This is a genomic window from Streptomyces albicerus (genome assembly GCF_008905045.1).
GTDB lineage: Bacteria > Actinomycetota > Actinomycetes > Streptomycetales > Streptomycetaceae > Streptomyces > Streptomyces albicerus.
The window spans coordinates 219,869-232,531 of sequence record NZ_VWMY01000005.1; the positions used below are offsets into that span (position 1 = coordinate 219,869).

General features: G+C 70.4%; 13 protein-coding genes. 5 read left to right on the forward strand and 8 right to left on the reverse strand.

The features are described from left to right. Window positions 1-36 precede the first annotated feature (36 nt). From GAS53_RS06230 to GAS53_RS06240, 3 genes are all read right to left on the reverse strand, one after another. Window positions 37-636, reverse strand: a complete 600-nt coding sequence (locus GAS53_RS06230; protein WP_151476444.1) for a hypothetical protein — start codon at window positions 634-636, stop codon at window positions 37-39. 280 nt (window positions 637-916) lie between these two features. Then, window positions 917-1,108, reverse strand: coding sequence for a DUF6381 family protein (locus GAS53_RS06235; protein ID WP_151476399.1), 192 nt, complete (start codon window positions 1,106-1,108; stop codon window positions 917-919). A gap of 156 nt (window positions 1,109-1,264) precedes the next feature. Then, complete coding sequence (locus tag GAS53_RS06240) at window positions 1,265-2,119, reverse strand: class I SAM-dependent methyltransferase (RefSeq protein ID WP_151476400.1); 855 nt, start codon at window positions 2,117-2,119, stop codon at window positions 1,265-1,267. Between the two features lie 208 nt (window positions 2,120-2,327). Here GAS53_RS06240 and GAS53_RS06245 point away from each other — a divergent pair, with 208 nt between their 5' ends. The 3 genes from GAS53_RS06245 (at window position 2,328) to GAS53_RS06255 (ending at window position 5,185) form a co-directional block, all read left to right on the forward strand. After that, window positions 2,328-3,023: a winged helix-turn-helix transcriptional regulator gene (locus GAS53_RS06245; protein ID WP_151476401.1), complete on the forward strand. Its 696-nt coding sequence runs from the start codon at window positions 2,328-2,330 to the stop codon at window positions 3,021-3,023. A gap of 202 nt (window positions 3,024-3,225) precedes the next feature. Continuing rightward, entirely contained in the window at window positions 3,226-3,891 is a 666-nt protein-coding gene (locus GAS53_RS06250) for a TetR/AcrR family transcriptional regulator (protein ID WP_151476402.1), read from the forward strand. Window positions 3,892-4,132: 241 nt separating this feature from the next. Further along, window positions 4,133-5,185, forward strand: coding sequence for a threonine aldolase family protein (locus tag GAS53_RS06255; protein WP_151476403.1), 1,053 nt, complete (start codon window positions 4,133-4,135; stop codon window positions 5,183-5,185). On the opposite strand, the gene GAS53_RS06260 is transcribed toward GAS53_RS06255, so the two are convergent. Next, window positions 5,186-5,581, reverse strand: coding sequence for a cupin domain-containing protein (locus GAS53_RS06260; RefSeq protein ID WP_151476404.1), 396 nt, complete (start codon window positions 5,579-5,581; stop codon window positions 5,186-5,188). It lies immediately after the preceding gene. Between the two features lie 112 nt (window positions 5,582-5,693). Continuing rightward, window positions 5,694-6,848: a Gfo/Idh/MocA family protein gene (locus tag GAS53_RS06265; RefSeq protein ID WP_151476405.1), complete on the reverse strand. Its 1,155-nt coding sequence runs from the start codon at window positions 6,846-6,848 to the stop codon at window positions 5,694-5,696. 111 nt (window positions 6,849-6,959) lie between these two features. Between GAS53_RS06265 and GAS53_RS06270 the strand changes: the two genes are divergently transcribed. Both GAS53_RS06270 and GAS53_RS06275 read left to right on the forward strand, forming a co-directional pair. Then, window positions 6,960-7,958, forward strand: coding sequence for a LacI family DNA-binding transcriptional regulator (locus tag GAS53_RS06270; RefSeq protein ID WP_151476406.1), 999 nt, complete (start codon window positions 6,960-6,962; stop codon window positions 7,956-7,958). A gap of 129 nt (window positions 7,959-8,087) precedes the next feature. Then, entirely contained in the window at window positions 8,088-9,557 is a 1,470-nt protein-coding gene (locus GAS53_RS06275) for an FAD-binding protein (protein WP_151476407.1), read from the forward strand. Between the two features lie 139 nt (window positions 9,558-9,696). Here GAS53_RS06275 and GAS53_RS06280 read toward each other — a convergent pair whose 3' ends face one another. The 3 genes from GAS53_RS06280 to GAS53_RS06290 all read right to left on the reverse strand — a co-directional run bounded on the left by GAS53_RS06280 (window position 9,697) and on the right by GAS53_RS06290 (window position 12,173). Next, window positions 9,697-10,113, reverse strand: a complete 417-nt coding sequence (locus GAS53_RS06280) for a nuclear transport factor 2 family protein (protein ID WP_151476408.1) — start codon at window positions 10,111-10,113, stop codon at window positions 9,697-9,699. Between the two features lie 130 nt (window positions 10,114-10,243). Then, the gene (locus GAS53_RS06285) at window positions 10,244-10,453 is read right to left on the reverse strand and encodes a heavy-metal-associated domain-containing protein (RefSeq protein ID WP_151476409.1); all 210 of its coding nucleotides are present in this window, start codon (window positions 10,451-10,453) and stop codon (window positions 10,244-10,246) included. Between the two features lie 139 nt (window positions 10,454-10,592). Further along, window positions 10,593-12,173 (reverse strand): serine hydrolase, encoded by a 1,581-nt coding sequence (locus GAS53_RS06290; RefSeq protein ID WP_225858770.1) that lies wholly within the window; start codon window positions 12,171-12,173, stop codon window positions 10,593-10,595. Window positions 12,174-12,663 lie beyond the last annotated feature (490 nt).

The following is a 12,663-nucleotide window of genomic DNA, read 5'->3' on the forward strand; positions in this document are numbered from 1 at the left end:
CCGGATGCCCTTCCTCCCCGCGGACGGTCAAAAGCCTTACTGGTTGGGGAACTTCCAGATGTAGGGCTCGCCGTCCTCCTCCGACCAGTGGACCTCGAGGGACTTCGCGTTCGCGGGCACCAGGTACGACTCGCAGAAGGTGTGGCTCTCGCCCGTCTTCCAGCTTTCGACGTCGTACGGGTCCTCGCAGCCCGGTGCGTCGTCGGCGGAGCCGAGAAGCAGCGTGCCGCGCTGTCCGTCGGCCCAGATGGTGGTGCCGTCGCCCGCGTCGGAGTCGGTCGAGAGTGCGGGGCCGGCCTTGTGCGTGTACTTCACGTGGGCGACCGCGAGTGCCATGCCCTTGGCGTCCGCCTTGTCCTGGACCAGCTTCGCGGCCTCGGCCTCGGTGCCGAGATCCACCTTCTGCGCGGTGATCTCGTAGGTCACCGTGCCGTCCTCTTCCTCGACCTTCCCCGTGGCGCTCTCGCCGGTGGCCAGCTCGCCCCCGGAAGCCGCCTTGGCCTGTGATGCGGTGGCCTTGGGCTCGGGGGACTTCTTCGCGTCCGCGTCGGCGTCGTCCCCGCCTCCGCACGCGCTGAGGGTGAGCGCGAGGACGGCGGCGGGTGCGACGGCGCGCAGCGCGGTTTTGTGGCGCAGCAAGACAGGCTCCTTGGAGTGAAGGGTGTGAGGGTGGGACCCCCGGATGCCGGTGGGGGCGCGGCCTCGCGGGCTGCGGTCAACACCTTCCGGGCATGGGCGAGTTCGCACTCTTTGCAGGAGCGCGGTCGCTGATCCGCCTGCGATCTTGGTGCACCACAATGCATAGTGTCAACAAACGTGAACATTGTGTGATGTGCGCAGACATGAATGACCGGCCGGTGGCCGCGCGAGGTAAAGGTCGCGGGGCAGCCACCGGCCGGTACGGGTGCAGGTGCTGTTACACCATGGGGCGAGGGTCTCCGGTGCCCGGGCCGCCCTGCTGCTCGATCTGCTCCTTGAGTCGACGGGCCTTGTCCTTCAGCCGCTGACGCTCATCCGGGTCGGTGGCACGCTCCGCGGCCTGTTCCATCTCCTGCGCCTTCTGGCGCATCTGCTGGGCACGGCCGCCGGACTCGCCTGCAACGCTCATGATCACTCCTTGGGTGATGGGGGAGAGCGGGCCACATCAGCGAAACAGCGCTGCCGCACTCTCGCATCTCGAACGATCACCCAGCGTTATCCGCGCAGCTCCTGGAGGGCAGCGGGCGTCCCGGAAAGCGGATGCCGCCGCCCGCCGGTTCACGGGTCAAGCGCGCGCCTCGCCGCCTGACGTTCGGGCGGTGAACAACAGGTACTCCCACTCCATGGCCGTGCTGCCCGCCCCCTGGTCGTAACGCCGGGCGAGCTCGGCGAGGTCGCGGTCCAGCGCGGCCGTGCGGGCGGGGTCATCGGCGACGGCTCGGTAGGCGGCGATGGTCGGGCCGTAACGCGCCTTGAAGTAGTCGCGGAACTCCTCAGGGCTCTTGAACCGATCGATGAGCACGGTCTGCTTACGTGCCTCGATGTCCGTGACCCGGTCACGGAGCAGGGCGCGGACGTGGTCCGCGTCTCCCCACAGGGGAGGGGGCTGAGCGCCCGGCGGGGGCGGCGGCGCGTAGGGCTTCATCGTGGCGAGCATCTGGCCGAGGAAGCCCTCGGGCGTCCAGCTGATCAGGCCGATCGTGCCACCCGGGCGGCAGACGCGTACCAGTTCGTCGGCGGCGGCCTGGTGATGCGGGGCGAACATGACCCCGACGCAGGACAGCACCGTGTCGAACTCGCCATCCGTGAACGGCAACGCCTCGGCGTCGGCCTGGCGCCAGTCCACTTCGACGCCGCGCTGCGCGGCGATGCGCCGCCCGGCCTCGAACAGCTCCGGAGTCAGGTCACTGGCCACCACGCGCGCCCCGGCCATCGCGGCGGGAATCGCGGCGTTGCCCGAGCCGGCCGCGACGTCCAGCACCCGGTCACCGGACTGCACGTCACACGCCTCGACCAGCACCGCACCCAGCTCGGGGATGATCTCGGCGGCCACGGCAGGGTAGTCACCTTGTGCCCACATCGTCCGGTGCCTGGCCTTCAGGGCACGGTCAACCTCGATCGCGTCGGTCAGTTCGCTCACGACAGCACTCCTTCCAGACACTTGTGAGGCACTCGCAGGCAGCACGATGAGGGTGTGAGAACGACGAACTCGGTCTGCCACGGAGCAGAGCCTAGGAACGCGGTAGGCCGCCTCCTAGTCCCAGATCTGTACCGGAGCGTCGGCATTCGACACCGTCAGTTCGCCACTGGGCTGGTTTGTCCGGCGGTGGGGACATACTCTGCGCGGCATGGGGTCCTCGTATCGCCAGTTCTGCCCTGTCGCCAAGGCGATGGAGCTGCTCGACGAGCGCTGGACGCTGCTCATCGTCCGTGAACTCGTCCTCGGCAGCCGACGTTTCAACGAGCTGCGCCGCGGCGTGCCGCGCATGTCTCCCACGCTGCTGTCCAAGCGGCTGCACCAACTCGTGCGGGCCGGCGTCGTGGAGAAGCAGACCGACGGCCGAGAGGTGCAGTACGTCCTGACCGCGGCCGGACTCGAGCTGCGACCGGTGATCGAGGCACTCGGCGTCTGGGGCACCCGCTGGATCGGAGAGATCGGCGACCAGGACCTCGATCCGAAACTGCTGCTGTGGGACCTGCACCGAAACGTCGTCCGTGACGCCGTCCCCGACGGGCGGACGGTGGTCCGGTTCAGCTTCCCGGACGTGCCCACGGGCACTCGGGACTGGTGGCTGGTGATCACACCCGACGACACCGACGTCTGCGACGTGGACCCCGGCTACGCGGTGACGGTAACGGTGACCGCCGGCCTGCGCCGCATGATCGAAGTCTGGCGCGGGGACCTCAGCTGGTCCGAGGCCATGCGCGTGGGCGCGCTCAAGGTGGACGGCCCGGAGGCGCTGCGCCGCGCGGTGCCGGGATGGTTCACGCTGTCGGCGTTCGCCGCGGTGCCCCGACCCGCCGCGATCACGACGGACTCGTAGCGAACGCGCCGACGGGCGGTAGCTCATAGGCGCATCCCTCATCGGCCATGACTTGCAACCTGGAGCGGGGCCACGACCGGGCGATGGGCGGGCCGGTGGCGGCGGACGGCGGACAGCAGGCAGCGGGTGATGTGGTGTCGCGGCCGTGAGGCGTCACCGTTCGGCATGGCATCGCGATACGGCGTATCGTACGATGACTCTCATGCCGCGGCACTCTCCTTCCCTCGACCGTGCGACCCCTGAGCGCATCGCCGAGACCGCCCTCCTCCTGGTCGACGAGGGCGGTCCCGAAGCGTTGACCTTTCGTGCTCTGGCCGCCCGGCTGGACATCTCCCTGGCATCCGTCCAGCGCCGCTGCACCGACCTGGCCGGGCTGCTGGACCTGTGCACCGATCACCTGGCCGCCCGCCTGCCCGAGATCGAGCCGGGCACCGACTGGGCCACCGCCACCGAGACGCGGTTCACCGTCCTCTACCGCGTGCTGGCGGCCCACCCGGGCCTGGTCGCGCTGCGCGGCGCCCGCCCCTGGCTCGGCCCGAATCTGCTGGCACGCCTGGTCGAGCCGCAGCTCGCCGACAGCCTCGCGGCCGGCATGACCCCCGAAGAGGCGATCACCGCCTACCGGCGGATGTACCTGCTCACGCTCGGCAGCGCGAGCTTCGTCGACCATCGCGACCCCAAGGCCGCCCAGGCGGTCACCCGCACCGCGGTGGCCTCGCTCGACCCGGAGGAGTTCCCGGTGCTGACCGGCAGCCTGGCCGCGATCGTGCCCGCCGTGGTCGACCACGAGGTCTACTACGGCGCACTGCGCCAGCTCATCCACGCCGCCGACCCGGCACGGTCGGGTGCCGGGAGGAACCAGCAGTGATCGCGGCCCCCGTAGGACGGGGCGCCGACTCCCGCCCCGGTCGCGGCGGCAGCAGAGCGCCGCCGGAGTGCGCGATTCGCGCGCCGGCCCCGAAGACGGCCCGCTGCGGCCGTCCGCCTCACCCGTATCGCGGCGACACCGCTCCGGCGGACGTCACCGCCGCCATCGCCTCACCTGCCGCCATCGCCTCTCCCGCCGCCATCGCCTCACCGGCCGTCAACCGAAAGCCAGGATCCTCAACATGAGCACCACCATCCCTGCGGCTCGCATCTTCAGCAGCGACAACGTCGCCGGTGCCTCCCCGGAGATCATCGACGCCGTGGCCCGCGCCGCCTCCGGCCAGGCCCGGCCGTACGGCGCGGACAGCATCACCGCCGATGTCCGGCGCCGGCTGTGTGAGATCTTCGAGCACGACGTCGACCTGCTGTTGGTCTCCACGGGTTCCGCCGCGAACGCCTTGAGCCTGGCTGCGCTGACCCCGCCCTGGGGCAGCGTGCTGTGCCACCGGGACAGCCACATCAACAACGACGAGTGCGGGGCGCCCGAGTTCTACACTGCGGGCGCGAAGCTGGTTCCGCTCGGCGGCGACGATGCCAAGATCGACCCCGACGAACTGCGTCCGGCCGTGCGGCACAAGGCCGGGGACGTGCACAGCGTGGAACCCTCCGTCGTGAGCATCACCCAGGCCACCGAGACCGGTGCCGTCTACACCCTCGACGAGATCCACACCCTCGGTTCCATCGCCAAGGACGCGGGCCTGCGTCTGCACATGGACGGCGCCCGTTTCGCCGGGGCCGTCGCCGCCCTGGGCTGCACTCCCGCCGAGATGACCTGGCAGGCCGGCGTCGACCTGCTGTCCTTCGGGGCTACCAAGAACGGCACGATGACCGCCGACGCGATCGTCGTCTTCGACCGCACCCTCACCGCCGAACTCGCCTTCCGGGCCAAGCGCGCAGGACAGCTCGCCTCCAAGATGCGTTTCCACGCCGCCCAGTTCGACGCGTACCTGACCGATGACCTGTGGCTGCGCAACGCGACCCACGCCAACGCCATGGCCGCCCGCCTCCAGGAGGGACTCAAGGCCATACCCGAGGTCGGCCTCCTGGGCGCCGCCGAAGCCAACGTCCTGTTCTGCCGTCTGCCCCAACAGGTCACCGAGGGACTCCTGGCAGACGGCTACGCGTTCTACCACGACCGCTGGGAGGCGGGCGTCGTCCGCTTCGTCACCTCCTTCGCGACCACTTCGCAGGACGTCGACGACCTGCTCCACGCCGTCCGCCGTTACACCGCCTGATCAGTCGGACATCGGGTGCGGGGCGAGATCCTTCTCCGGTACCGCGTAGCCCGGTACGGACGGCCACCGGACGGTCAGCACGATCGACTCCTCCTCCGCGAACCAGGAGTGGTCGACTCCGCGCCCCCACACGACGTAGTCACCCTGCTGTTCCAGGAGCACGCTGCGGCCGGGGAGTTCGACGCGGAAGCGGCCGCTGACAAGGACAAGGAGAGCGGTGCGTTCCTCGCCCTCCACCCACTGCGATCGCTCGTCGCCACGGGGATGGACGCCCCACTTGATTTCTACGGCCTCGCTGTGGCGCGGATCGCCGGCGTCCTTGAAGTGTCCGAGAAGCCATCCCCGGTCCAGCGCCGCGTCTTTGCCCGCGTTGCCCACGTACACACTGTCGTTCACGTGGCCGGACGCTATCAGCAACCTTCCAGCAGCTTTTTTCCAGCAGCTTTCGTGAGCGCGATCGGCGCTTCCGCAACAGGCTGTAGTCCTCGGGCGCGCGTCCGCCCACCGCTCACGCCGGGCTCGCCCACGCTCGGCTCTCGGCGGAGCGGGCCATCGCGTCCAGGGCGGCCGCGCTGTGGACGGCGTCGTCCACCGTGGCGCCGTACGCGGTGCCCTCGGCGACGGAGCGCAGGAAGTTGTACGCCTCGATGACCTTGAGGTCGTCGTAGCCCATCGCGTTGGCGGAGCCCGGCTGGAAGGCGGCGTACTCGCCGTGGCCGGGGCCGACGTACAGCGTGCTGACGGGCTGGTCCTGGTACGACGTGCCGCGGCTGATGCCCAGTTCGCCCATGCGGCGGAAGTCCCAGGAGACCGCGCCCTTGGTGCCGTGGATCTCGAAGCCGTAGTTGTTCTGCTCGCCGACCGAGACGCGGCAGGCCTCCAGGACACCGCGGGCGCCGGAGGCGAAGCGCAGCAGGCAGGACACGTAGTCCTCGTTCTCCACCGGGCCCAGTTCGCCGCCCGTGGAGCGGCTGTGGCCCGCGGTGGCGCCGGTGGGGCGGGCGCGTTCGGGGACGAAGACGGCCGTGTCGGCGGCCAGTGACGTGATCTCGCCGAGCAGGAAGCGGGCCAGGTCCACACCGTGCGAGGCGAGGTCGCCCAGCACTCCGCTGCCGCCGCGCTCGCGCTCGTAGCGCCAGGTCAGGGCGCCCTCGGGATGGGCGGCGTAGTCGCTGAAGAGGCGGATGCGGACGTGCGTAACGGTGCCGATCTCGCCGGACGCGATCAGCTCGCGGGCCGCCGCGACGGCGGGCGCATTGCGGTAGTTGAAGCCGACCGTGCCCTGGACGCCCGCCTTGGCGACCGCGCCCGCGACGGCCCGTGCGTCCTCGGCGGTGAGGCCGACCGGCTTCTCGATCCAGATGTGCTTGCCCGCCTCGGCCATGGTGACGCCGATCTCGCGGTGCAGGAAGTTGGGGGCGGCGATGCTCACCGCCTGGACCCGGGGGTCGGCGGCGACCTCCCGCCAGTCCCGGGCGGCCGTCGCGAAGCCGTACCGCTCGGCGGCCTCGGCGGCCCGGCCGGGCACCTCGTCGGCGACGGCGATCAGTTCGGGTCGTACGGGCAGGTGCGGGAAGTGGTGCGGCACACGGGCGTACGCCTGGGTGTGCACCCGCCCCATCCAGCCGAATCCCACGACGGCGACGCCGAGCCTACTCACCATGACTGCCCTTCTTTGGACCGGTCCATAACCTTCCTGGGCCACAGTGAGCTCCGTTCCAGCACGGTGTCAACCCTTTGACAACCCGACGAGGCCTGTGGAACGGTCCATCACATGAGACCACCGACGATCCGCGACGTCGCCGAACGAGCCGGAGTGTCGAAGTCCCTGGTCTCGCTCGTGCTGCGCGGCTCCGAACAGGTCCGTCCCGAGAAGCGGCAGGCCGTCCTGGCCGCCGTCGAAGAGCTCGGCTACCGGACCAACGCCGCGGCGCGCAGTCTCAGCGAGAGGCGCACCCGCACGGTGGGCGTGCTCCTCAACGACATGCGCAACCCCTGGTTCGTGGAACTGCTCGACGGCCTGAACTCCCTGCTGCACGCCCACGGCCTGCGCATGCTGCTGGCCGACGGCCACCTCAACCGCCGCCTCGGCGAGGACCTCACCCGCACCTTCACGGACCTGCGGGTCGACGGCCTGATCGCCGTCGGTACGCTGCCCGGTCCCGAGGCGCTGCGCACGGCAGCCGGGCAGGTTCCCACCGTCGTCGCCGGCGCCCGCGAGCCCGTACTGCCCCGCGTGGACATCGTCGCCAACGACGACGAGCACGGCGCCCGCCTCGCCACCGAACACCTCATCGGGCTCGGCCACCGGCGCATCGCCCACATCGCCGGGCAGGGGATGGTCGGCGCACTGCGCCGCCGCAGCTTCGAGACCGTCATGCGCGAACACGGACTCGCCGACACGGCCATCGTGGAACAGGGCGACCTGACCGAGGAGGGCGGCTACCGGGCAACGGTCCGACTGCTCAGCGCCCGCCAACGGCCCACCGCTGTCTTCGCGTTCAACGACATCGCCTGTGTCGGCGCCCTGTCGGCCGCCGAGGAACTCGGCCTCCAGGTGCCGCGCGACCTCTCCCTCGTCGGCTACGACAACACCTACCTCGCCCGCCTGCGCCACCTGTGGCTCACCACCGTGGACAGCGCCGGCCACGACGTCGGCCGCCTCGCCGCGCAACGCCTGCTCGACCGGATCGCCGACCCCGCCCGTCCCGGCGAGGTCGTCCTCACCACGCCGGACCTCGAGGTACGGGGCACGACGGCGCCGCCTCTGTGAGCGGCGGCCAACCTGTTCGAAGCCCGCGCGGCGGGGACGCGGGGCTGTGTCCGGCTCTCCAACAGCCTTAGAGTAGGCGGCTGTTGAACGGTTCATCGGATCCTTCCCCCGCAGGAGCTGGAGGAGCGCATGTCCCGCACACCGCCCCGACGTACCGCGCTGCGTGGCTTGGCGGCCGCCGGGACCGCGGTGATCGGCTTCGATCCCTTCACCCGGAGCTGGGCGGTGACCGCGTCCGACCGACCGCTGCACGGCATCCCCGAACTCGACGGAACCCTCCACACCGACGAGGCATCGCTGAGCGCCGCCGCCGACGACTTCGGCCACATCGTGCACCGGCGCCCGGCCGCGGTGCTGCGGCCGGGTTCCGTGGCGGACGTCGTGGCGATGGTGCGGTTCTGCAACAAGCACGGGATCCCGGTCGCGCCACGCGGGCAGGGGCACGGCACGAACGGTCAGGCACAGGCCGAGGGCGGCCTGGTCATCGAGACCGCCCCGCTCGCCGCCGTCCAGCCCGTCGGACCCGGCAGCAAGACGGTCACCGTCGGAGCGGGCGCGAAGTGGAGCGACGTGGCCAAGGCCTCTCTCGCCCACGGCCTGACGCCTCCCGTCTTCACCGACTACCTGGAACTCTCCGTCGGCGGGACGCTGTCCGTCGGCGGCCTCGGCGGTCAGACCCACCGGCACGGCGCACAGGTCGACAACGTCCTCGAGCTGGAAGTCGTGACCGGCGCAGGGGAGTTGCTGCGCTGCTCCCCGGACCGTCACCGTGACCTGTTCCACGCGGTGCTCGCCGGACTGGGCCAGTGCGCCGTGATCGTCGGCGCCACCGTGCGCCTCGTCCGAGCACCCGTGACCGTGCGCCACTACCTCCTGCCGTACGACGATCTGCGGACCTTCCTCGACGACCAGCGCCTCCTCGTGCTTGAGCAGCGCTTCTCCTATGTCGAGGGCCAGATCACCGCCGACGCCTCGGGAGCCTTCCGGGAGTACGTCCTCGAGGCCGTCGCCTACGGACCTCCCGCAGGGGAGGCCCCCGACGACACCGCGCTCCTGCGCGGTCTGCGGCACAACCCGTCCGGCGCGGAGATCACCGACCTCGCGTACTACGAGTTCCTCGACCGGCTCGCCCCCGGCGTCGCCGCTCTCAAGGAAGCGGGGCTGTGGGCGTACGCCCACCCGTGGCTCAACCTGCTCCTGCCCGGCGGCAGGACGGCCGACGTGGCCGGCGGGATCCTGGACGCGCTCACCCCGGACGACCTGGGACCGGGCGGCGTGGTGCTGCTGTACCCGCTGGTGCGCGATCGCCTCCGCACCCCGCTGCTCCGCATGCCCGACGACCCCGTGCCGTACCTGTTCGCGGTCCTGCGGACCACGCCGCCCGACGACGCGGCGACGGTCGAACGACTGCTGGCCGCCAACCGGTCCGCGTACGACCGCGTCCGCGCGGCCGGCGGCACCCGGTACCCGGTCGGTTCCGTGCCCTTCGACGGCGCCGACTGGCGGCGGCACTTCGGGCCTGCCTGGCCCCAGTTGGCCGCCGCGAGGAAGACCTACGACCCGCGCGGGATCCTGGTACCCGGACAGGGCATCTTCTGACCGGGTCCGCTCACCTCTCGTCATGGTGGCCGCCACGGCCGCGCCACGGAACCGCCCTGACGCCCCGTCAACTCAGCGAGTACCTCTGGTGGATGGCCATACCGTTGATCGGCCGGCGCGTCAGCCAATCTGTCCGGAGTCAGAGCGGCGGGATCCGCTCCGGAACGAGTCCCGCCTGGCGGAGGAGACCGTACAAGTCGGTCTCGCCCCAGAACTCGACGATCCGGCCCTCCTGGAGGCGGTAGCACTTGATGCCCGTCATGGTCAGGTCGCGCCCCGTGCGGTCGTGCGTGTACGTCAGGGTGAAGGCAGCGGTGACGCGGTCCTCGGCGGCGAAGAGGTCGTTCACTTGGACGCGGCAGTTGGACAGACCTGGAGTCAGGATCGAACCTTCGGGATACCGTCGTCCGCGCACGTGTTGGCCCGCTCCGTGGACCAGCACATCCTCGGCCACGAGTGCCGCGAGCTCGTCGATGTCCTGCGTCTCGAACACACGTAAGTAGCGGAGGACCACATCGGCGTTGAGCTTGCTCAGAGGGTCGCGGGAGTCGGCCATGGCGGGACCGTATCCAGCGACGACTTCTGTCACCAGGTGAGCGAGGGAACAGGCAGAGCGGTCCTGGCCTCGAAGTGCTGTGCCCGGCACGTGAGTCGTCGGCCACGACACTCGTGATCGCGGCCCGTCGTCAGAGTATGGCGGCGACCTCGAAACCCGCCTCGGTGATGGCCGCGCAGACCTTCGTGCCGTCGAGCACCTCGCCCGTCACGGTCACCGACCCGGTGGAGACGTCGACGCCCACCCGGTCCACGCCGAGGACTCCGCCGACCTTGGTCTCGAGAGTTCCGGCGCAGCGGTCACAGGTCATGCCGATGACGTGATAGCGCTGTTCAGTCATGATCCCTCGTCTCTTCCCGGCGTGCGTGCACGCACTGTGGGAGCGGCTCCGGGATCTGATACGCGTCCGCCGACAGCGGCGTTCAGTGCCGTAGCCTGCCCCGCTCGGTCGGCAGCTCGCTCGGCCTGATTCAGCCGGGTCAGGGACGGGTGAACGTGCCCAGACCGGTCTTGTCGAAGGCCTCGACGGTCACCTTCGACGCCTTCGAGCCACCCGCCCCCTCCGAACCCGAACCGACCTCGAACGTCACCCCGGACAGCCCGGTCGCGTTCTCCCCGACCGTCCGGAAGCTGAACGTGTCGCCGTCGAAGTGCGTGAGCCGGAACGTCATCGGCTTCGGACCCAGGCTCATGGTGAGCTCGCCGTTCGCGGCCGTGACGGTCAACGGGCCGTAGTAGTCGTTCTCGTACGTGCCCGTGTACGTGTCGTCCGGCCGGGCGGGGGCCGCGTTCCGCGGGGGCTTGGTGTAGTCGGTGGGGGAGCGGTCCGCCTGCAACTGCTGCTGGTACACCTCGTCGACCAGGCTGAGCCAGTCGGTGGTGGGCTCGCCGTACTGGGCGATGTCGAAGAAGTCGAGCGCGACCGAGTCGGCGAGCCCCACCGGCGCCCCGTTGGTGAGGACGACGAGACCGAGCTGCTCGCCGGGCAGCATCGTCACGTTGGTGTTCGCGCCGAGTTCGAAGGCACCGGAGTGGCTGAGGCGCAGCCGACCCTGATCGTCGTAACTGACGTTCCAGCCAAGGCCGTAGAAACTGGCCCGGCCCGCCGGGGCCCGCGGCGGGCCGGAGACGATCTCAGGCAAATGGGTGCGCTCCAGCTGCTCGGCGGGGATGACCTGCTTGCCGCCCAGTTTTCCGTTCGCGAGCTGCAGCCGCAGCCACGTGGCCATGTCGCTCGCCGTGGAGCTCGCGCCGCCCGCGGGCGACTGGGCGTCGGCGTCACGGACGAACTTCGCCTGCCAGGTGCCGTCCGCGTCCTTCACATGGGTGGCCGCCTTGTCCTGCGCCTTGTCGTAGTCGGCGAAGCGGGAGCTGGTGGAGTTCATGCCGGCGGGGGAGTAGAGCGTGTCCTCGGCGAGCTTCTCCCACGTCGTGGCCTTGGCGTTGGCGACCGCCTGGCCTGCCGCGGTGACCCCGTAGTTGGTGTACGCGTAACTGGCACGGAACGGCGTGAGCGGCTCGTCCCGCAGATGGTCCAGGATGTACGTCCGGTCGTAGCCGAGGTCTTCGAGCAGGTCCCCGGCGTGGTCGGGCAGCCCGCTGCGGTGCGAGAAGAGGTCGGCGACCGTGACGTGATCGCTGACCCAGCGTTCCTTGAGCGCGAAGCCGGGCACGTGCTCGGCCACGGGGTCGTCCCAGCCGATGGCCTTCTCACCGACGGCACCCGCGACCACGGTGGAGGCCAACGGCTTGGAGAGGGACGCCAGTTGGAAGACGGTGTCCGGCCCGACGGCCCCGGACTGTCCCGCACGCCGCTCCCCGAAGCCCTTCAGATGGACGACGCGGTCCTTGTACACGACGGCCACCGCGACACCCGGAACTCCGGTCTCGTTCATCCCGTCCCGCACGATGCGATCGAGCCGGCCCACCGCGTCATCCACCTTCGCCTGCGTGAGCTGCGGTGGCGGCTGGGGCGGCGGATCCGCCGCCGGTACCGCGACGGCGGACGGGGAGACGGTGGTGTAGCCGACGGCGAGCAGAGAGGCCACAGCGACCGCCATCAGCGCCGTGCTTCTGCGGTGTCTCGCCTGCCGCCGAACACCCATATGCACTATTCAACCCGCGGTCGGCCCCCTTGTCCTGCGGAGCCCCGGGGACGGGCGCCGCAGGCCCTCCGCATCCAGCCGCTCGGCCGGATCGGGAGCACATCTCGCACGGGCTCGGCGGCGCCCGAGAGCGCCGCCCGCCCCGGCAGATACGGACTCAGTCGTGACAGGCCCCTTGATCGTCTCCGCCTTGACCAGTTGCACGGCCTTGAGGCCTTCGGCGGCGTCCTTGGCCAGGGAGACCGTCGACTCGACGGCGAGCCCTACACGGTCGTGGACCGCAATCCGTACACGGGGCAGACCCCCCGCTTTCGCCACTCCCTCGCCGTGGAGGTCATCAGAGTCCTGCCCCGCCCTCGTTGCACCCATGAGGGCTGGGGTCGTCAAGGCATGTGGCATCCCCGCCCGGTGAGTTTGTGGCTGTTCTCGTCGGGCTGTTTGCTGG